Raw genomic sequence first — 20,116 nt, forward strand, 5'->3', positions numbered from 1 at the left:
GTTCTCAAAAGCGGGTGCAAAATAAGCCAGTTTTTTCTAAACTTCCAAATCAAATTGCACTCTTTTTTTGAAGAAACTCTGTTAATTTGTGTTTCCAAGCTGGTTTGGTGTGGGTTAGAGCAAAAATAAAATCTTAGATATTTTTGATTTTGTATTTTGATCCAGTGTAACATCTAACAATTATGTCTCAAAAAAGTTCTGAATAATCTATTTTTCTCGAAAAAATTGAGGATCATCTTTAAATTTTAAAATAAAAAAGGAGATGCTTAAATAAACATCTCCTCTAACTATTTACTTTTTAAATATTATTCTGCCGATTCTTTTTCTTCTTCCGGATCTTCATCCGGAGCATTCGGATCCAACAAATCGTTTTCAACTAAAAGATTGTACCACGTCAATACTTTTTTGATATCAGACACATAAACTCTGTCTTTGTCGTATGAAGGCAATACTTCTTCAAAGTATTTCTTCAACTCATTTCCAGAGCTTTTGACATCTATTGCCTTTCCTCCATTTTCCTTTGCATAGATAGCTCTAAATACATCTGACAACTTAACATCTTCTTCTTCAGTGTATATAGATATATCTTCAAGTGCGCTGATACGCGAAGTTGCATAAGCAGGAATACGTTTACCGTCTAATAATGATTCGACAATAATTGAATTTTTGGCCTGAGAAACCATTTTAAACAATCCACGTTGTCCTGAAATGGCTAATAATCCTTTCAACATAAATTCCGTTTTTAATTTTGCTGCAAAAATATAACTTATCCTCTTTATCCAAAATAAAACATCAGGTATATCACTACCTATTTCATATTTCGTTCTTTTCTAATTTTTTCGTAGGCTTCGTTTACTTTCTTAAACTTCTCTTCTGCACTCTTTTTAATATCATCTCCCAAATGCGCCACTTTATCGGGATGAAAACGAACTGCCATTTTACGATAAGCTTTCTTCACTTCTTCATTAGATGCTGATTCATCAATTTCTAATACTTTATATAATGATTTCAAATCAGTACCATAGGTACCTTTTATTGATTCGAAATCACCATTTGAAATACCCAAACCATGAGAAATGAGCTCAATCAGGCGTATTTCTTCTTCTGCAAAATGTCCATCTGCCTTTGCTATACCATATAAAAGGTGAAGCAACTGTAACCTGGCATCGTATGAAACATTTACTCTTATTTGATGAACTACATCTTTTACCGGAATATCCTGTTTTAAAATATCACGCAATAATATTAAAGCATCAGAAGCCTGCTTTTCTCCAAAAGTTAAAATCAAACTTCTTTTTACAAAATCCAACTCAGAACGAACCACCTTGCCGTCTGCTTTCATTACTGCAGCCACCAGAACCAATAAAGCGGATAAAAATCCATTACGGGATTGTGTAGTTCTATCTCTACCCTGACCATTCAGAAATTTAGATTGTTCTTCGGTCATATTTCCTAAAACCAATCCCATGATTGCTCCAATCGGACCTAAAGTCCACCATCCTAATCCGGCACCAATGATTGATCCCCAAAAACCCATATTATAAATGTTTAATTAAATTCGTAACCTGTTCAATTATTGATTTCCTGTCATCATTTATAATGACGCTATCGGCCAACTGAATCTTTTTATCGTCACTCCACTGATTATTCAATCTTTCCCTGACCTGACTTTCAGTTGAACCATCTCTGGATATTACTCTTTTAATACGTATATCTTCAGGAGCAGTAACCAGAACCATACGATCGAAGTTTTTGTATCCTCCATTCTCAAACAATATGGCCGCTTCCTGCACTACCATTTTTGAAGAACTGTGAGATTGACTCCAGTTTTCAAAATCATTTTTAACAGCCGGATGTACAATCGCATTTAATTGCTCCAACAAGCTCTTGTCATTAAACACTTTATTAGCAACATATGAACGATTCAGTTCTTCATTTAAATAAGCATCATCACCCAATAAATTCTTCACATTACTAATCACTTCAGCACTGGTACTCATTAACTCTTTAGCCCTGACATCTGCATAATAAACAGGAACACCCAGCACCTCAAAAAACTTAGCGACAGTAGATTTTCCACTACCTATTCCACCTGTCAATCCTATTTTCAACATGGGAAAATCATTTTAAATCCTTGCTATTTTTCTCCAAAAGAAATTCAACAAATAAAGGCGAATAACTCATCTGACCAATATTTTCAGGCTTATTTTTCAGTTTAACCTTCATTCGCTGAGGCAGATTACTCAAATCTACATCTGTAAAATCTAATGTCAACAAGAAATCAGATGGATTAAACAATGCTTTTGATAATCCTAATCGATAGGCCACTCTTACTTCTGAAGGAAATGTTTTTAACATTAACGAATCAGGCAAACCTTCGGCCACCAAAGGAACCAGAACTGAAGCTTCGGTAAAGGGTTCAACAGGAATATTTATTACCACTCTCTTGGTAGAGTATTCCAGCCACTTTTCTTCTTTTAATCCGATATTACGAACCAGAGTATCATTCATCTGAGCAAACACCTGAGGCTTTGTATAAACATTACTTAACGTGTCTACAATATTGCTTGGTCCTGAAACAATCACTGAATCAGGTTGCATTTTGATTTTTCCAGATAACTGGCATTGCTTGACAAACTCAATTGAAGCATCAAGTTTAACAGGTATTTTTTTAGAAACTTTTTCTACCAATGGAATAAAAAGTGTGTCAGGCGAAATATCAACCAAAGACATTCCTGTCGCTAATTTCCCTTCTATCCTGGTCTGATATTCTTTTGTTGAAATAATTACACCATCAACATTCTGTACTTTCACCCTGGGTAAGCCAGTGAGATCAATGGTTTCCGTTAAAAATTTTTCGTTAAGATGATAATTAAGAATTGAAAACCCTCCGCCTCTTACTTTGAGCGTTAGATCACGGCGTACATCACCAATAATTAATTCGTTTTTATTACCGTTGGATATACGAATGGGATATTGTAAGTCGGAAGTATAATTATCCTTACTTAAGGCGTTTAATATCCAGAAAATAGTAGAAAGAAAAAGAAAGAACAAAAAGATAAGTGCATTCTTGTCTTCTCTCAGCTCTTTAATACGAGCCTTTATATAATTGATGTATCGGCCTAATAAAGCCTGAATTTTATCCATAAAAAAGACCATTGATACACAAAAGTAAACAATGGTCTTTTAAAAAAAAATTACTTATTAGTTGTTACGTCTGTCATATCCATAACAATAGCCGACTTATCCATCTTAACTTTTACATTATCAGCTATTTCAACAACAACATATGTATCTTTTACTTCAGAAACTTTACCGTATATTCCACCGGTTGTAATAACCTTATCACCTTTTTTCAATGCTTCGCGGTATTTGCGTAATTCTTTCTGACGCTTCATCTGTGGACGAATCATGAAAAAATAAAATACTACAATAATTAAAATAAAAGGTGCAAAATTCAGTAATGGATTACCGCCTTCAGCAGCCTGAGGAGGCAAACTTAAAAATACGTTCAATAAATTATTCATAACTCTCTATTATATTTCCAATTCTTAATTAATATCAGCCCAGATTCTAAGTTCCCGAATTCCTATAGAATCATTTGACAATACTTTCACCTGTTTTACCTGTCGTCCTGACCATCCTCTTGTATCAAAAACCAATTCTACAAAAGCAGAATCACCAGACTTGACCGGTACTTTCGGATACCTAACATCGGTACACCCACAGCTTTTTTCAACATTTAATATCAATACCGGTTCTAAACCTGTATTAATAAAAGTAAACCGATGACCAACCACATCGCCTTCATTCAGGGTACCAAAACTAAAAGATTTTTCCTTGAATTCAATAAATCCTTTACTTATACCCTTCTTCTGATTAACATTGCTCTGACAAGAGGTAATCAATATTAATCCCAGAATGAAGAATGTAACAAGACGCATTATACTATGCTTTTCCAGGTTTATTTATAATTTTTTGCTCAATCAAATGCTCAACAATTTTATCCAACACGCCATTAATGAAGAGTCCACTTTTATTAGTTGAATAAAACTTAGCTATTTCAATATATTCATTTAATGATACATTAACCGGAATATTCTTGAATTCAACTATTTCGGCAATAGCAATTTGCATTAATACAATATCGATATATGCAACACGGTCGTAATCCCAGTTTTTAGTAAACTTCTTGATTAATTCCATGTTTTCTTTATGGTTAAGCAAAGTCTTTCGTAACAATTGTTTTACGAAATCCTGATCCTCCTCATCTTTAAATTCAGGTAAAAGGTGTTCATTTTCTCCATTCTCCTTTTTGAAACCCTTAACTGTTTTTACAACCATTGAAATAATAAATTCAATTTCATCATTCCAATAAACACTTTGTTCTTCAAAAAGAGAGTACAATCCTTCGTAAGGAGCTATTACTTTTTCGATTAACTTGGCTATAAACTTAACATCCGAATCATAATCACCTGCTTCCGTCTTCATATAGTCTTCATATAAAGCCGACTTGGTAATTAATTCAAAGACACCTTTAATAACTTCAGGATTATTAACCCATGGATTGCCGTTCTTTGCATTGTATGCTAACAGTTCTTTATTATCAGCTAATTGCAACAATAAAGCATTCTCAACAAAACGTAAATTAGGATTTAAATCTTCTTCAGTAGGACGATTTTTTTGTTTACGCAATTCAATTCTCTTTTCTGCAAAAGATTTCAACTCCAACATTAACAGCAGAAAAGTATGATATAACTCGTGAGATTTGGTAATGCTATGAAATAACTCTTTCTCGGTTTGCTGAATGGATGATTCACCTTTTTGGTGATGTGCATAAGCCATTTGCATAACCTTTACCCTTAACAATCTTCTACTTAACATCCTATAAGAACTTTTTTTAGTATTTGGTGCAAAAGTAGAGTTTTTTTAGTGGATATTCAGCAAATTCTGAATAAAAATAATTGTTAAAAATCCAGTATTTGTAATTAAAATTCATGTTATCCAGTCATACAAATAAATACTTATAAATATTTTATTAAACAGAAATTCTTAAATTATTTCAATTAATAACAATAGTGAGGTTATCACAATTCTTTAGAATAATACGTCTTAAAACAATATCAAATTCTATGAATCCCAACAAATAAGCATTTTTTAAAAGCTTTGATCAATGTAAATAAAATTAAAAAACATCAAATTTTTGTAAAAAAAGATTGGTGAATACCGAAATTTTTATCACTTTTGGTGCATACAATATGTTTCCTAAACGCAAAAACACAATGGAAGGATTTGATAAAAAAGAAGAAATTGAAAAGAATGATAGAGAGGAAATCTTTTCAAAAGCAGTACGGGCAGGAAAACGTACATACTTCTTTGATGTAAAAGCTACTCGCAAAGAAGATTACTATTTAACCGTTACTGAAAGCAAAAAGCGATACGATCAGGATGGTCGCTATCATTTTGAAAAACATAAGGTTTTCTTATATAAAGAAGATTTCGATAAATTTATTGAAGGTCTTCAGGAAACTATTGACTTCATTAAAAAGAATCAAAACTTTGATTTAACAGAAAAAGAAGAAGTATATGAGGAAGCAATTGCTTCAAATGAATATACAAATGTAGAGTTTGAAGATTTACATGAATAGTATTTTATTTTAAATCATAAAAAAAGGCTGTTTTTCAACAGCCTTTTTTATTATCATATTTTCCTGTCTTATCTTCAATAGTTACGTCTTTCTCAGAATGGGATTGAATTTTTAAGTTACACAGTAAACTTTCAGCTCCTCCGGCATAACATGCTTCCTGAGCTTCCATAACAACTTCCATCACTTCGGAATACTTGCCTTCAATCACTGTTTCAAATGGTGTTACCCGATATTTCAGTCCGGATTTTTCAATTACCTCAATTGCTTTATCAACAACAGCATAGGTTTTGGATGTATCGGTAAAAGGCAAAACCTGAATAGCTACATTTACTTGTTTATTTTTCATTTTTAAGTAATTATACAGTCATTAATCAATCGGTACTATACATTACCAGATGATTCAATGGCTTTTTTAATTTGGTTCAATGTTAACTTTCGTGAATTCGTTATTAACATACGTTTATCAACAAATCCTCCCATCTCGTTACAGGTTTGTACAACATCTGCCAAAAGGGTTTTAAGCCCAACAGAAAGAGGTATCAAAACCGTGAGGGTTGCAAAATAACCAAAAAACCTGATGTCTTCCAACTCAGCTTCCTCCTTCTTAAAAGAATATTCTATCTCTTTTAAAATAACCTGTGTTTGAAAATCTGAAAAATATTTTCCTTTAATGGATTTTATAACAATAAAGTAGCGAAGTTTGGTTCCTTTACCTCCCAACCCTGTAGAAATAAATAAGGGTGGTTTATCGAGAAGACTGCTTTCCAATAACATTTTACTTTCCTGATAAGCCAACACACTCCATTCCATCAACGACTTGTCAGGCTTTTGTTTATATAATTCCAGTGTACGAAATGCTTCCACCTCATTTACAGACGCTAACTTACTCAATAATATACGTTTATCACTCAGGCTCATTCCATCATCAAACAGTTTATTCTTGTCTTTTAGAACCTGAACGGCATCCAGCACTTTCTTCACATTTGCGCTTTCCTTAAGATATTCCATTTGTAACTTCAAATCTATTTCTTCTTCTAAAACAGAAATGTTATCACCATATTGTTTTATCTTTTCTTTATAAGTTTTCATTTTGTAGTTTTACAGACATTTACCTACAATAATTGATATTTAATCAATCAAATTTTATACTAATTTATCCCCAATTATAAAATCCCTACATATTGGTATTGTATCAACCAATCATGTAAATTATTTTTGTAAACGAAATTATTAACAAGACGTTTCAAGTTTGGGGGTATTTTTTGAATGAAGTTATCAGAACTAGCTAATGGCAAGGAAGGCGTTATAGTAAAAGTCAAAGGACATGGAGCCTTTCGGAAGCGCATATTAGAAATGGGTTTTGTTAAAGGTAAGAAGGTAAAGGTTATTAAAAACGCCCCTCTTAAAGATCCTATTGAATATCAGATTCTTGAATACAAAGTATCATTGCGCAGAAGTGAAGCTGAGCTGATAGAAGTTGTAACTGAAGAAGAAGCTATTGAGTTGGGTACTCAGGAATATTATGGCACTATTGATGATGAACTTTTAAAAAAATCTGCTACTCATAAACACAAAACAATCAATATTGCATTGGTCGGCAATCCGAATTGTGGTAAGACTACCATTTTTAATTTTGCCAGTGGTGCCAAAGAACATGTTGGAAATTACAGTGGTGTAACTGTTGATTCCAAATTAGCTACTTTTCATCATCGGGGATATAAATTCAATATTATTGATTTACCGGGAACGTATAGTATTTCAGCCTACACCCCTGAAGAAACCTATGTTAGAGAATATATATTAGGTGAGGCTCCGGATATAATTGTAAACGTTCTGGATAGTTCAAACCTGGAACGAAACCTGTTTTTAACCACTCAGTTAATTGATCTCGACCTTAAAGTTGTAGCAGCACTAAACATGTATGATGAGCTGGAACGAAAAGGGGATGAGTTCAACCATGAAAAATTGGGTAAGATGCTGGGAATCCCATTTGTTCCTACAGTTGGATCGAAAGGAAGAGGACTTGGCAGGTTATTCAATAAACTGATTGATGTGTACGAAGATAATGATGATATTGTAAGACACATTCATATCAATTATGGTAGTTTACTTGAAAACGCTATTGAAAGGATTCAGCCCCATTTGAAGATTCAGAGTGGTGATCTGAAAAACAGGATGTCTCCCCGTTATATTGCAATCAGAGCACTTGAGAAAGATAATCAACTACTTGATTTTCTATCAAAAAAAGATATCTACAACGATCTGATTGTTGAAATTGACAAACAGATCAGTAAAATAGAAAAACGGACAGGCGAAGATACCGAAACCTTAATAACCGATGCTAAATTTGGTTTTGTAGCAGGTGCCTTAAAAGAAACTTTCAAAGAAAAGCCACGCACAAGAAGAAGAAAAACCGAATTAATTGATAATGTGTTAACTCATAAATATCTTGGCTTTCCTTTTTTTATCTTTTTTATGTGGTTCATGTTCATGACAACATTTCGTTTGGGTGAATATCCTATGAACTGGATTGATGCAGGTGTAAGTGCTTTATCAGATTTTCTTACCAACGTGATGCCAGATGGTTCATTTAAGCATTTGTTGATTGACGGAATTATTGGTGGTGTTGGAGGAGTTATTATATTTCTTCCTAATATTCTTATTTTATTCCTGTTTATTTCATTTATGGAAGATACAGGATATATGGCTCGGGCAGCCTTTATTATGGACCGTATCATGCACAAAATGGGATTACATGGCAAGTCGTTTATTCCACTAGTAATGGGATTTGGTTGTAATGTACCTGCTATAATGGCGACACGTACCATCGAAAATCGAAACAACCGTATATTGACGATGCTGATAAATCCGTTTATGTCGTGCAGTGCGAGGTTACCTGTTTATATTTTAATAATTGGTGCTTTTTTCCCTGAACATGCCAGTCTGGTATTGTTTTCGATGTATGGTGGCGGAATTTTAGTTGCCGTTATTGTAGCCCGATTATTTAAAAGATTTTTATTTAAGCATGATGATGTGCCGTTTGTAATGGAGCTTCCCCCCTATCGTGTTCCTACCATACGAAATACATTGCGCCATATGTGGCACAAAGGGTATCAGTATTTGAAAAAGATGGGAGGAATAATTCTGGTAGCTTCAGTAATCATTTGGTTTCTTGGATATTTCCCTCAGAATGAGATCATAAATAAACAATACGACACACAAATTGAGCAGTTAGAATTAACTAAATTGAATGCTTTTGAAAACGAAAAGGCTTTGATTCAGAATGAAATTGATTCATTGCACGTAGAGAAAATGAGTAAACAACAGGAACAAACATACATTGGCCAGTTAGGACAGGTTATTGAGCCCGTTATTTCTCCACTTGGATTTGACTGGAAGATGGGTGTTAGCCTGATCACCGGAATTGCAGCTAAAGAAATAGTTGTTAGTACTCTTGCTGTTCTTTATCAAAGCGAAGATGGAAATGAAAACAGTGCACATTTGATTAGTCGATTGAGAGACGAGGAATACTCTAACGGACAAAAAGTATTTAACAAAGTGAATGCATTGGCATTTCTTGTATTTATATTAATTTATTTTCCATGTGTTGCTGTGATTGCAGCTATTAAAAAAGAATCTGGATCGTGGAAATGGGCCTTATTCACTATTTTTTATACAACAGGATTAGCCTGGGTACTGGCATTTACTGTGAACCATATTGGAAACTGGTTGTTTTAAAATTATGATACAGGAAATCCTTACATATCTGGTTGTTGCGTGGGCCTTTTATAAAGTTATCATATTCTTTTACAGAATATTTAAACCCGTTAAAGGAAGTACTATTTGTGGATCTGGTGGTACCTGTCCGTCATGTGATGCAAAAACACAATTATTTAAAGATATAAAGCAAGGAAGATTTCCGACACTAATGGAAGACAAGATAAAAGTATAAAATAAAAGCCCGGTCCGGGCTTTTATTTTATACTTCAGGGATATTCTTTAATACATCAATCAAATGATCCCAAAACTTTTGCACAGTCTCAATATTTATTCGTTCATCAGGAGAATGCGCTCCTTTTATTGTGGGTCCGAATGAAATCATATCCATTCCCGGATATTTCTCTAGAAACAAACCACATTCTAATCCTGCATGAATAGCTCTAACAGTTGGTTCCTTATCAAATAACCTGATGTATGAATCTTTTGTAATTTTAAGTATTTCACTTTCAGTGTTGGGTGTCCATCCCGGATAACCATCTGAATGCCTTACGGTAGCTCCAGTTAATGTAAAAACTGCCTCCACCATATTGGCTACATCGTCTTTTGCACTTTCCACCGAACTACGCTGACTGGTTGTAACAACAAGATGGTTTTCAGTCATTTTTACAGAAGCCAGATTTGTAGAAGTCTCCACTAAACCCTTAATATCCTGACTCATTGAAATCACTCCATGCGGACAAGCGTATATTGCATTAATCAGGTTTCTCTGTGCAGTCAGATCAATCATTTTAGCAGGTAAATCAACTGATTCAAGTTTCATACGCAGTTTGGGTTCAGTATTCTTCAATTCCATCTGAACATCATGAAACAGAATATTAAGAGCTATACGGGTCTGTTCTTTATATTTCGATGGAACAATACATACTGCAGAAGCCTCCCGAGCAATTGCATTACGAAGATTACCTCCATCAATGGTCGATAATCGCATTTCGCAATCGCGTTGCATTTCGTATAAATACCTATTAAGAATTTTATTGGCATTACCCAGACCCTTCTCAATGTCATCACCCGAATGCCCACCTTTAAGTCCGGATACAGTAACTTTAAAAGCAAAGGCATTTTGCGGAGCATCTTCATACGAAAAGGCTAATTCTGCGATAGTATCAATACCCCCGGCACAGCCAATAAATAATTCACCTTCATCTTCAGAATCGAGATTCAAAAGAATACGGGAATCAAAAAAACCTTCTTTTAGTTCAAAAGCACCTGTTAAACCTGTTTCTTCGTCAATTGTAAACAAGCATTCTATTGGTCCATGTTCAATAGTATTAGAAGATAAAAGGGCCAGCTGTGCAGCTATTCCAATACCATCATCTGCGCCCAGAGTGGTACCTTCGGCGGTTACCCAATCTGCATCGACATACGGACGTATCGCATCCGTTTCAAAATTAAATTTAGTATCGCTGTTTTTTTCACAAACCATATCGATATGCGACTGCAAAACAACAGGTTTATGGTTCTCCATACCTGTGGTAGCTGGTTTCTTAATCAAAACATTTCCAACATGATCTGTTTTTGCTTCCAATCCTTGCTTCTCTGCAAAATTGAGCAAATACTGTATAATTTTTTCTTCTTTCTTTGAGGGTCTCGGCACCTGACAGATTTCTTCAAAGTAAGTCCAAACTGGTTTTGGCTCGAGATGTGATAATTTACCCATTACTAAGTATTTATATCGATTAGGATTTTTCAACTATTTTATTTTAGAAAACAAAGTTAGAAAGTGAGCAATCTCTTTCTTTTTTGTTTCATCTCCTTTGTTTTCGTATGCATTAATCAGGTTGTTAAATAAACGCCTTACAATAATAGCATTATCGCATGGCAAAAAATATTCTTCTCTAGGCTCCAGTTTTTGCTGTTTGATAAAATATTCAATCTCCTTTTTACCAAGAACAGCTCCCTTATTTATCGGATTGATGTAAAACATTACGGAAGTTGTATCAACAATAACACCTTCATCAACTATTGCCGAATCATCCAGAAAGGCAAGAATAAAATTCTTTGGAAGATTTACTCCAAAAACAGGCATTCCCAATTGATTACATAACAGAGAATAAATTATCGACAAAGTTATTGGATTACCTTTTCGGGTCGTTAGAACTTCGCTGACAAAATTATTTTCCGGAGCTAAAAAACGATTTGTATTACGTGAATATTTATGCAGATCGAACAATACATGATTAATGATCCGAATTTTTTCGAGGGATGTTAAATGCTCATTTAGTTGCAACCAGATTTCTTTCTTCAACTGAGCAAGAACATCTGTAATATTAGAAAGGACAAGCTCAGGATATTGATATTTCGACACCAGATAAACTCCTTGTAAAAGATCTCTATCCTTTGTTTTTAGCCATTTTTTCAATTCATTGTAAATATCCTTTAACTGTATATTATGAATCAGACTTTCGATTCTCCCTTGTAAAAGATCATCCAAAGAGTTTTCCCATGCTTCTTCAAGTTCAGGTACGATATCAACTCTTTGCTTCAACAGTTCATTTTCAACTGATGAAAAAACTTCTTCATTAGGATCATCTAACAAGGTGATAAGAGCTTTTATCCTTTCTTTCTTCATAAATTATTCGGTTAGTTTTTTCAATACGTAACCTATTAATTCTTTCATTACCGGTTTATAATCTTTACTTGCTGTTCCGGCCAAACGATTTGCAATGATTACACATACTGTTGTAGCATGATGTCCCAGTAAAGCACTTAAACCATAAATGGCAGAACATTCCATTTCGTAATTGGTAACTTTTAAGCCATTATATCTAAAGTTAGTAATTTTATCATTAATATCAGGATCAGCCAATTCAAGTCTTAACACTCTTCCTTGTGGCCCATAAAACCCGGGTGCAGAAATCGTTACTCCTTTCACTACTTCATTTCCCTCCAATTTAGCCACTAAATCAGCTGAAGCATCAATTACATATGGTGATGTTAATAATGGATTCCAATTCAGACTCTCTTTAAAATGTTTTTCGAACTCCAGATCACAAACACTATTTCTATTTCCATAATAGTTTAGTAACCCATCGAAACCAATGCTTTTACCACTTAGCAACCAGCTATCAACAGGTAAATCCTCTTGCAGCGAGCCTGAAGTACCTATCCTGACAAAGCTTAATGATGTAAGTTCCTTTTTTACTGTGCGTGTTTCAAAATCAATATTTACCAGTGCATCCAACTCATTAATTACAATATCAATATTGTCTGTTCCAATTCCTGTTGCCACAACTGTAATTCTTTTACCATTGTATTTACCTGTGCAGGAAACAAACTCACGGTTTGATCTTCGTAACTCAATCTTGTCAAAATAACTGGCCACAATATCAACACGACCAGGGTCACCAACAAGTATTATATTTTCAGCTATTTCACCAGGTTTAAGGTGCAAATGAAAAACACTGCCATCCTGATTAATTATAAGCTCAGATGCTTCAATTCTTCTCATGTTAACTTAATTTTAGTTCAAATTAATAATTTTTTTTTGAGAAAAAGGATGTCATTTGGCACAATTGAAGACCAATTTCTCCTATTTATTATCAATCGAATTATTTAAATGGACAGCATTTTTACTCTTTGATTAGAAGAATAATTTTAAAGGATGTACTTTTGTTCCCGAATTATAAAATTTAAAGTGTGAAGTTTTCGGAATTAAATATTAATACAGTACTATTAAACGCCTTAACAGATTTAGGTTTTGATGAAGCCACTCCTATTCAGGAAAAAGCTTTTCCGGTTGTTATGTCAGGAAAAGACATGATTGGAATTGCTCAAACCGGCACAGGTAAAACTTTTGCATATATATTACCACTTCTGCGACAATTAAAGTTCTCCAACCAACGTCATCCAAGAATTTTAGTACTTGTACCAACCCGGGAACTGGTTGAACAAGTGGTTGGTGAGTTTAAAAAACTTACCGAATACATGAGTGTAAGAATTGTTGGTGTTTATGGAGGAACAAATATTAATACCCAGAAAGCATTGGTGTTTGAAGGCCTTGATGTTTTGGTGGCAACTCCGGGACGATTAATAGACCTAACATTAACAGGTGTGTTAAGATTAAAAAGCATCCAAAAACTAGTAATTGATGAAGTTGATGAAATGCTTAATCTTGGTTTCAGAGCGCAATTAGTGCAAATAATGGAATTATTGCCTGAACGCCGTCAGAATTTGATGTTTTCGGCAACCATAACAGAAGACGTTAATCAGTTAATAGAGCATCATTTTTATCAGCCAGAAAGAGTTGAAGTAGCTGCTACCGGTACACCTTTGGAAAAAATATTCCAGAGTGGTTACATCGTTCCAAATTTTTATACAAAACGAAATCTATTGATTCATTTATTAGACTCGGATGAATCAATGAATAAGGTTTTGGTATTTGTTAAAAACAAGCAGATTGCCGATCTATTGTTCGATCAGTTGGATGATAATCAACCTAATAACATTGGTGTAATTCATTCCAATAAATCACAAAATAATCGTTTTAGAACCGTTGAAGAATTTCTAAATGGTACTCGTCGGGTTTTGATTGCAACAGATGTAATTGCCCGTGGTATGGACATTGAACATGTTAGTCATGTTATTAATTTTGATATGCCGGAAGCCCCTGAAGCATACATCCATCGAATAGGACGTACAGGTAGAGCTGATGCCGAAGGTTTGGCAATTGCTTTTGTTTCAGATGATGAAATGGAGCAATGGAATGCTGTTCAAAAACTGATGAAGAAAACAGTAATTCTTGATCCTATTCCTGATGATGTGAAAGTTTCAGAGATGTTACTTCCATCAGAAGAAGAAGTATTAGCCGGATTGAAAGTAAACAAAGCTCCAAAGCCAGTTGTAAAAGGTGGAGCAGCTTTTCATGAGAAAAAAGATAAAAATAAAAAGGTTAATTTAGGAGGATCGTATCGTCGTAAATTGGCAGCTAAGTATAAAAAACCAAAAACAAGAGGCCAAAAACGTAAATAAGCTATTTGCTAATCCTGTTGTAAATGAAAAAAAGAATCCTGTTTTTAATCAACCCTATTTCGGGCATTGGCAAGCAAAAAACAGTTGAAAATCTTCTTGAAAAAGATTTCGATACCGAAAAAGGTGAATACGAAATACAGTACACACAATATCGTGGCCACGCACATGAATTGGCTAAAGCTGCCATTGGTAAATTTAATGCAGTGGTTGCGGTTGGTGGAGATGGTACCGTTAATGAGGTTGGATCGGCACTAATAAATACAAAAACAGCCCTGGCAATTATTCCAACCGGATCGGGCAATGGCTTGGCACGTTACCTGCAAATCCCTTTACGTATCAATCGTGCCATTCAGGCTATTAATCTTATGAAACTTAAAACCATTGATACATTAAGTGTAAATGGACAAGTATCATTAAATGTGGCCGGTATAGGTTTTGATGCCTTTATCAGTCATAAATTCGCCAATATCAAAGAAAGGGGCCCATTGGCCTATATGAAATTGATTCCCAAGGAATTTGCAAATTACAAATCGCAAACCTACACCATTACCATTGAGGGAGAAAGATATAAGTTACCAGCATTCCTGCTAAGTTTTGCCAATTCATCGCAATGGGGAAACAATGTTCACATAGCACCACAAGCTAAGATTGATGATGGTTTAATAGATGTTTGTATCATTAAAGATTTTCCTAAAATTACAGCACCTGCACTTTTAATTAGCTTATTAGACCAAAGTCTTGATCAGCGACCATATGATGTAATTACGAGAGCCAAAAATATTGTTATAGAATGCGATGAGCCAATGTTAGGTCATCTGGATGGTGAACCAATTCAACTTGGACAGAAGGCTGAAATTGAGATCAAACCATTATCACTAAAGGTTGTTGTTCCTCCAGCTGATTTTAATAAAAACATTTTAACTGATCCGTTAAACTCGCTAAAAGATTTAATTCCACCACTTCCTCACATCCCTAATTTACCGCATTTACCTAAAGGCTTACTTGGCAATGACAATAAATAGTGGAATTGCTTTAATTGAAGAAATGAACATATTGTGACGGCATCTGATCCAGGTGACGGATTGCAATTTCCTTATAATAAACTTCAGCAGCTTCACTTTGAATCTGAATTTTTCCATTGGTTAATGGCCTAGTCTGTCCATTATCGATGTATCTGGAGTTTTGAAGAATCATCACAACATGACCATTAACTACATGAACACTCTTGTCTTCAAAGCAAATAAGTTCAATTGTATTCCACTCTCCTGAGGCCTTTTCATAATTTGCACTTCGCAGACAGAATCCAGGTATTTGCTCACCCTGCCCCATTGGTAAAAAAGCTTGACTTTCATCAGCAACCGGATTCATTATATATTCTGGTAAATAGGCTTTAATATCAATTGCTGATGTTAACTGACTCCAGTAATCACCCATATGACCTTCCATAATCTGTAGTTCCTGCGATAACATCCATGTTCTCCAGTATTCTGCTCCGTATTCACCAATAGAATGATATAAAATACCTGAATCCTTTAGCAGATTTCTTCGTGGTTCAAATTTATTATCACCCCATTTCACTTTTAACTTTAAATGATAGTTGGCATATTCTTCTTTTGATATGATACAGCCATAAATCTCTCCACTCACCTTTAATATCTTTTCATCATCGTGTTTGATCACAGAAAAAACATCATATCCTTCAGGATTTAAACCAATCGGAGCAATATCATTTCCTTCTGAATCTTTAGGAATTTCACCATTATAGCCTAACTTATGACGATAACTTAAATAAGTATCCCAATCCGATAAGTCTTGGTCCAATAACATTTTCCACTCTGTACCCTGATTACTACATGATATCAAGAACATTCCTATTAGTACCAAATGGATGAGTTTACCTATTTGCAATACTCTAGCAATGAAATTTACCTTTTGCCACATATTTTTTTAATTTTTCAAAGAGTAAATCCTTATCAATGGGTTTTGATATAAAATCATCACAACCCGAATTAAAAGCTTGTTTTCTGTCAGATTCTGTCGTATACGCAGTTTGCGTAATAATGGGTAAATCTGGCCGTAATAACTTGATTTTTCTGGATGCTTCATAGCCATTCATTACCGGCATTTTTACATCCATTAATACTACTTTGACAGTATTATTCGTTGAGCAAATATCAACAGCCTCCTTACCATTTTTAGCATGAATAAGATTAACATCTTTACCCATCTTTTTAATCAAAGTTTGAATATACAGGTAATTTACTTCGTCATCTTCTGCTACCAAAATTGAACATTTCTGGTCTTTCGCCTTTTCTGCGTTTTTTGAACCCGATAATTTTTTAGCAGTATTCTTTTGAGCTGCTTTATAAGGAATACTAACAATAAATACCGATCCAACCCCCTTGACAGAATCTACAGTTATGTCTCCACCCATTAAGCGGGCATTCTCTTTCGAAATAGATAAACCCAAACCCAAGCCTCCGTCTCTTGCACCTGTTTGAATAACACCTCGTCTGAACCTATCAAAAATATACCCAATATTATCGGAATCGATCCCTATTCCAGTATCCTTTACATATAATTTTATAAAATCCTCAGAAAGATCATACCCTATTTCTATAAAACCTTCATTGGTAAACTTAAGCGCATTATCAATCAGATTTATTATTATTTTATTGAGTTTAACTTTATCCGTAATAATAAAGCTGTCCTCATCATCCAGACCAGGTTTTACATATATTGGTATTCTTCTTTCATTAGATCGCAGGTCATAAATAGAAAAAATTTGCCAAATAAAATCATTCAATGAAAACTCCTCAACATTTAATGTTACCTGTTTCGTTTCAAGTGTAGAGATTTCTAAAATATCATCTATGATTTTGAGTAATTGCATGCTACTGTTTTTGATAACCTTAGCATAAAACCCTTGTTTCCCATCATCTGAAGTCTCCGAGGCAATTAATTCAGAAAACCCAACAATACCGTTCATTGGAGTTCTGATTTCATGTGACATATTTTGTAAAAACTCAGATTTCAACCGATTAGCTTTTTCTGCTTTTTCCTTTGCATCTATTAAATCCTTCTCATACTTCTTAATTTCAGTAATATCTCTCCATTGACTATGAATGTAAGTCTCTTTCTGAAAATTAATTTTAGTGAGGATAACATCTAACCAGATAGTAGTATTGTCTTTTCTGATATGTAACGCTTCAAACCTGCTTTGCCCGTTCTCCAGACACTCTTTCAAATTTTTCTTAACATATGTTATTGCATCCTGATCTCCAACCTGAATTTTTGGAGAAATTTCAAGTACTGTCTTCCCCACTAATCCAGTTTCCGACTCATACCCGAGCAATTTATAGGCTGCTTCATTACAATGTGTTATTTTACTATTTATATCAGGAGCATGCAGAATAATAGGATCAGTGGCTTTTGTGAATAAGGTTCTGAATCTCTCTTCACTTTCTAATAGACTTTTCTCTTTCTGCCTTAAATCTGTCAAGTCCTTCCAGGTTACAAAAAGGTTTTTTCCTTCAGTATTATCTAATCCAAACAGGGTTACTTCTATAAGTAATTCACTTCCATCTTTCTTAAGATGAATCCATTCAAATGATTGATCTTCACCTTTTATTAATTCTTTAATGCGTTCTTTTGCAAATTCATCAGATCTTTTTCCATTTGACTGGAATTCGGGAGATAAAGCTGGATCATAAACCTTTACACCTATAATATCATCTTTTTTGCATCCCAACATTTTAAGAGTCGATCTATTGCAATCAACAATATCACCATCTATATTTATTTCTAAAATTGCGATATTAGCATTATCAAATAGCCTCTTGTATATTTTATTATATTCTCTCAAAACGGAATTTTTTTCATTTCAATACTTTTAATTTACATGAACAAATAGCTCAATGATATACTTATCAAGAAAAGTTCTTTTAACGTTTCTATAGTTAAGTTTAAAGTCAATCAAATGATTTGACCCTGGATTCACTAATACGGCTAATAAATCAGGCAATGTCAAGAATGTGACACTTTCTGCTTGTTTATTGATATTCCTAAAAATTTGATTCTATTAAATTCGGCCTTTGATCCTTTCAAACAGGAGTGAGTGTTTGGACAATAGCATGTATACCTTAAAAATCTTTTATGAAACTCATATTGAAAAAATCTATCACAATTTGGATTCTGTTTTTTGCTTTATTAGCAAGTTGTCAATCACAGGTTCAAACCAGTATAAAACCGAATCCAACCTTAAAATATCAAACAATCGAAGGCTGGGGATCTTCTTTGTGCTGGTGGGCACATATGGCTGGCCAATGGGAAAATGAAAATAAAATTGATGAGATTATTGATTTAATAACATCTCCCGATCAGCTAAACATGAATATTTTCCGCTATAACATTGGTGGTGGAGATGATCCTGCACATTATTCAACACCTGATAAACCCGGCCACATGGCGCATGGAAAAGGGATAAGAGCTGAGATACAAGGCTTTAAAACTTCAGAAAATCAACCTTATGATTGGTCTGCAGATGCAGGTCAGCGTAAAATTATGCTTAAGATAAAAGAAAAACGTCCGGATGCTATTTTTGAGGCCTTTTCAAATTCGGCACCCTATTGGATGACATATAGTGGCTGTTCTGCAGGTAATGATCCTTCAACAGCTGACAATTTGAAACCGGAATATTATGAAGCCTTTTGCGATTATTTATTGGATGTTTGTCAGTTCTACAAGGATTCATTTAAGATAGAATTTAAAACACTGGAGCCTTTTAATGAACCTTTAACAAATTACTGGGGAAACAAAGGTGGTCAGGAAGGCTGTCACTTTTCTGTTCAGTCACAAATTGATCTGCTGCGAATACTTTATCCAAAACTAAAAGCAACTGAATTAACCACCGTACTTTCAGCCTCTGATGAAACAGATATAGCCGGTTTCATTAGAACAATGGAAGCTTATCTGCAAACTGAAGATATCCCTAAAATACTGGGACAGGTTAACACTCATTCCTACAGTGGCAATAATACGGAAAGAAAAAAAGCACAGAAACTTGCTGAACAAATAGGTGTAACATTCTGGCAATCTGAGTCAGGCCCTATTGATATACCGGGACGTGGTATTACAAGTAATCTTGGCCTTGCACAACGCATGTTTAACGATTTAAAATACCTGAGAACACCAGCCTGGATCGATTGGCAGGTTCTTGAAGTTAATAGCGATGCCTGGGGATTACTAAACAGCCACAAGATGGATGAAAACTTCATTATTATGAAAAACTTTTATGTGCGCATGCAAGTCACTCGATTTATTAAGCAAGGTTATACCATAATCGAATCAGGAAACGATAAGCTACTATGCGCCCTTAGTCCTGATGAAAAAGAATTGGTAGCTGTTTTATTAAACGAATTAAAGACAAGTGAATCTGTTCGAATAGATTTGTCAGATTTTAAAAATATAGGAGATATCAAATTTTTCAGAACTTCCCTCGACGAAAATTGCACTTCGGTTTCAGATGCCTATGCATTAAAAAGAAAAATTCTTGAATACAATGCTCCTAACCAAAGTATTTCAACTTTTGTAATTCCGTTGAAATAAACACATTAACAAAATACTATGAGGGTGTCCAAAAACTAAACATCAAAACAACGTTAGTTTCAATTTGTAATAAAATATCATTTTATGTCACCCCTAAATCCCCTGAAGGGGAC

20 protein-coding genes are annotated in these 20,116 nt (G+C 34.3%); 6 read left to right on the plus strand and 14 right to left on the minus strand.

Annotation, left to right across the window (positions count from 1 at the left end):
- Positions 1-305: 305 nt before the first annotated feature.
- The 7 genes from ACRD62_RS21575 to nusB form a co-directional block, all read right to left on the minus strand.
- Positions 306-731: a DUF5606 family protein gene (locus ACRD62_RS21575; protein ID WP_430822168.1), complete on the minus strand. Its 426-nt coding sequence runs from the start codon at positions 729-731 to the stop codon at positions 306-308.
- 77 nt (positions 732-808) lie between these two features.
- A complete protein-coding gene (locus ACRD62_RS21580; protein ID WP_430822169.1) occupies positions 809-1,537 on the minus strand; it encodes a TerB family tellurite resistance protein in 729 nt (242 codons plus the stop codon).
- 1 nt (position 1,538) lies between these two features.
- A complete protein-coding gene (gene coaE / locus ACRD62_RS21585) occupies positions 1,539-2,114 on the minus strand; it encodes a dephospho-CoA kinase (protein ID WP_430822170.1) in 576 nt (191 codons plus the stop codon).
- Positions 2,115-2,121: 7 nt separating this feature from the next.
- A complete protein-coding gene (locus tag ACRD62_RS21590; RefSeq protein WP_430822171.1) occupies positions 2,122-3,147 on the minus strand; it encodes a YbbR-like domain-containing protein in 1,026 nt (341 codons plus the stop codon).
- 50 nt (positions 3,148-3,197) lie between these two features.
- Positions 3,198-3,527 (minus strand): preprotein translocase subunit YajC, encoded by a 330-nt coding sequence (gene yajC, locus ACRD62_RS21595; RefSeq protein WP_430822172.1) that lies wholly within the window; start codon positions 3,525-3,527, stop codon positions 3,198-3,200.
- Positions 3,528-3,551: 24 nt separating this feature from the next.
- Complete coding sequence (locus tag ACRD62_RS21600; protein ID WP_430822173.1) at positions 3,552-3,944, minus strand: DUF1573 domain-containing protein; 393 nt, start codon at positions 3,942-3,944, stop codon at positions 3,552-3,554.
- Between the two features lie 4 nt (positions 3,945-3,948).
- On the minus strand, positions 3,949-4,884 hold the full coding sequence (gene nusB, locus ACRD62_RS21605) for a transcription antitermination factor NusB (RefSeq protein ID WP_430822174.1): 936 nt from the start codon (positions 4,882-4,884) through the stop codon (positions 3,949-3,951).
- Between the two features lie 335 nt (positions 4,885-5,219).
- Between nusB and ACRD62_RS21610 the strand changes: the two genes are divergently transcribed.
- Positions 5,220-5,648: a DUF3276 family protein gene (locus ACRD62_RS21610; RefSeq protein WP_430822175.1), complete on the plus strand. Its 429-nt coding sequence runs from the start codon at positions 5,220-5,222 to the stop codon at positions 5,646-5,648.
- Between the two features lie 34 nt (positions 5,649-5,682).
- On the opposite strand, the gene ACRD62_RS21615 is transcribed toward ACRD62_RS21610, so the two are convergent.
- Together ACRD62_RS21615 and ACRD62_RS21620 are read right to left on the minus strand one after the other, a co-directional pair.
- Complete coding sequence (locus tag ACRD62_RS21615) at positions 5,683-5,994, minus strand: thiamine-binding protein (RefSeq protein ID WP_430822176.1); 312 nt, start codon at positions 5,992-5,994, stop codon at positions 5,683-5,685.
- 35 nt (positions 5,995-6,029) lie between these two features.
- On the minus strand, positions 6,030-6,737 hold the full coding sequence (locus ACRD62_RS21620) for a hypothetical protein (protein ID WP_430822177.1): 708 nt from the start codon (positions 6,735-6,737) through the stop codon (positions 6,030-6,032).
- A gap of 177 nt (positions 6,738-6,914) precedes the next feature.
- Between ACRD62_RS21620 and feoB the strand changes: the two genes are divergently transcribed.
- Complete coding sequence (gene feoB / locus ACRD62_RS21625) at positions 6,915-9,386, plus strand: ferrous iron transport protein B (RefSeq protein WP_430822178.1); 2,472 nt, start codon at positions 6,915-6,917, stop codon at positions 9,384-9,386.
- 4 nt (positions 9,387-9,390) lie between these two features.
- Positions 9,391-9,600: a FeoB-associated Cys-rich membrane protein gene (locus tag ACRD62_RS21630; protein ID WP_430822179.1), complete on the plus strand. Its 210-nt coding sequence runs from the start codon at positions 9,391-9,393 to the stop codon at positions 9,598-9,600.
- 27 nt (positions 9,601-9,627) lie between these two features.
- Here ACRD62_RS21630 and ACRD62_RS21635 read toward each other — a convergent pair whose 3' ends face one another.
- The 3 genes from ACRD62_RS21635 to ACRD62_RS21645 are packed head-to-tail and all read right to left on the minus strand — an operon-like array spanning position 9,628 to position 12,876.
- On the minus strand, positions 9,628-11,085 hold the full coding sequence (locus tag ACRD62_RS21635) for an aminoacyl-histidine dipeptidase (RefSeq protein WP_430822180.1): 1,458 nt from the start codon (positions 11,083-11,085) through the stop codon (positions 9,628-9,630).
- A gap of 33 nt (positions 11,086-11,118) precedes the next feature.
- Positions 11,119-11,997, minus strand: a complete 879-nt coding sequence (locus tag ACRD62_RS21640) for a transglutaminase-like domain-containing protein (RefSeq protein WP_430822181.1) — start codon at positions 11,995-11,997, stop codon at positions 11,119-11,121.
- A 3-nt stretch (positions 11,998-12,000) separates the two neighbouring features.
- Positions 12,001-12,876 carry a nucleoside phosphorylase gene (locus ACRD62_RS21645; protein WP_430822182.1) on the minus strand — a complete coding sequence of 292 codons (876 nt, stop codon included), beginning with the start codon at positions 12,874-12,876 and terminating at the stop codon, positions 12,001-12,003.
- A 188-nt stretch (positions 12,877-13,064) separates the two neighbouring features.
- On the opposite strand from ACRD62_RS21645, the gene ACRD62_RS21650 reads away from it, so the two are divergent.
- Both ACRD62_RS21650 and ACRD62_RS21655 read left to right on the plus strand, forming a co-directional pair.
- Positions 13,065-14,396, plus strand: coding sequence for a DEAD/DEAH box helicase (locus tag ACRD62_RS21650; RefSeq protein WP_430822183.1), 1,332 nt, complete (start codon positions 13,065-13,067; stop codon positions 14,394-14,396).
- A 23-nt stretch (positions 14,397-14,419) separates the two neighbouring features.
- Positions 14,420-15,418 carry a diacylglycerol/lipid kinase family protein gene (locus ACRD62_RS21655; RefSeq protein ID WP_430822184.1) on the plus strand — a complete coding sequence of 333 codons (999 nt, stop codon included), beginning with the start codon at positions 14,420-14,422 and terminating at the stop codon, positions 15,416-15,418.
- Positions 15,419-15,428: 10 nt separating this feature from the next.
- On the opposite strand, the gene ACRD62_RS21660 is transcribed toward ACRD62_RS21655, so the two are convergent.
- Together ACRD62_RS21660 and ACRD62_RS21665 are read right to left on the minus strand one after the other, a co-directional pair.
- Entirely contained in the window at positions 15,429-16,337 is a 909-nt protein-coding gene (locus ACRD62_RS21660; RefSeq protein ID WP_430822185.1) for a 3-keto-disaccharide hydrolase, read from the minus strand.
- Positions 16,309-18,261: a PAS domain S-box protein gene (locus ACRD62_RS21665; RefSeq protein WP_430822186.1), complete on the minus strand. Its 1,953-nt coding sequence runs from the start codon at positions 18,259-18,261 to the stop codon at positions 16,309-16,311. Before ACRD62_RS21665 ends, ACRD62_RS21660 begins: the two co-directional genes overlap by 29 nt.
- A 290-nt stretch (positions 18,262-18,551) precedes the next feature.
- On the opposite strand from ACRD62_RS21665, the gene ACRD62_RS21670 reads away from it, so the two are divergent.
- The gene (locus tag ACRD62_RS21670) at positions 18,552-20,003 is read left to right on the plus strand and encodes a glycoside hydrolase (protein ID WP_430822187.1); all 1,452 of its coding nucleotides are present in this window, start codon (positions 18,552-18,554) and stop codon (positions 20,001-20,003) included.
- Positions 20,004-20,116: the final 113 nt, after the last annotated feature.

The organism is Carboxylicivirga caseinilyticus, from assembly GCF_050589785.1.
Lineage (GTDB): Bacteria > Bacteroidota > Bacteroidia > Bacteroidales > Marinilabiliaceae > Carboxylicivirga > Carboxylicivirga caseinilyticus.

What these genes read in the sequence shown, in the direction of transcription:
- ACRD62_RS21620 (WP_430822177.1), bottom strand. Translation starts at nt 6,737, where the DNA reads ATGAAAACTTATAAAGAAAAGATAAAACAATATGGTGATAACATTTCT.
- ACRD62_RS21600 (WP_430822173.1), bottom strand. Translation starts at nt 3,944, where the DNA reads ATGCGTCTTGTTACATTCTTCATTCTGGGATTAATATTGATTACCTCT.
- ACRD62_RS21615 (WP_430822176.1), bottom strand. Translation starts at nt 5,994, where the DNA reads ATGAAAAATAAACAAGTAAATGTAGCTATTCAGGTTTTGCCTTTTACC.
- ACRD62_RS21630 (WP_430822179.1), top strand. Translation starts at nt 9,391, where the DNA reads ATGATACAGGAAATCCTTACATATCTGGTTGTTGCGTGGGCCTTTTAT.
- ACRD62_RS21580 (WP_430822169.1), bottom strand. Translation starts at nt 1,537, where the DNA reads ATGGGTTTTTGGGGATCAATCATTGGTGCCGGATTAGGATGGTGGACT.
- ACRD62_RS21660 (WP_430822185.1), bottom strand. Translation starts at nt 16,337, where the DNA reads ATGTGGCAAAAGGTAAATTTCATTGCTAGAGTATTGCAAATAGGTAAA.
- ACRD62_RS21670 (WP_430822187.1), top strand. Translation starts at nt 18,552, where the DNA reads ATGAAACTCATATTGAAAAAATCTATCACAATTTGGATTCTGTTTTTT.
- ACRD62_RS21575 (WP_430822168.1), bottom strand. Translation starts at nt 731, where the DNA reads ATGTTGAAAGGATTATTAGCCATTTCAGGACAACGTGGATTGTTTAAA.
- feoB (WP_430822178.1), top strand. Translation starts at nt 6,915, where the DNA reads ATGAAGTTATCAGAACTAGCTAATGGCAAGGAAGGCGTTATAGTAAAA.
- coaE (WP_430822170.1), bottom strand. Translation starts at nt 2,114, where the DNA reads ATGTTGAAAATAGGATTGACAGGTGGAATAGGTAGTGGAAAATCTACT.
- yajC (WP_430822172.1), bottom strand. Translation starts at nt 3,527, where the DNA reads ATGAATAATTTATTGAACGTATTTTTAAGTTTGCCTCCTCAGGCTGCT.
- ACRD62_RS21640 (WP_430822181.1), bottom strand. Translation starts at nt 11,997, where the DNA reads ATGAAGAAAGAAAGGATAAAAGCTCTTATCACCTTGTTAGATGATCCT.
- ACRD62_RS21590 (WP_430822171.1), bottom strand. Translation starts at nt 3,147, where the DNA reads ATGGATAAAATTCAGGCTTTATTAGGCCGATACATCAATTATATAAAG.
- ACRD62_RS21635 (WP_430822180.1), bottom strand. Translation starts at nt 11,085, where the DNA reads ATGGGTAAATTATCACATCTCGAGCCAAAACCAGTTTGGACTTACTTT.
- nusB (WP_430822174.1), bottom strand. Translation starts at nt 4,884, where the DNA reads ATGTTAAGTAGAAGATTGTTAAGGGTAAAGGTTATGCAAATGGCTTAT.
- ACRD62_RS21655 (WP_430822184.1), top strand. Translation starts at nt 14,420, where the DNA reads ATGAAAAAAAGAATCCTGTTTTTAATCAACCCTATTTCGGGCATTGGC.
- ACRD62_RS21645 (WP_430822182.1), bottom strand. Translation starts at nt 12,876, where the DNA reads ATGAGAAGAATTGAAGCATCTGAGCTTATAATTAATCAGGATGGCAGT.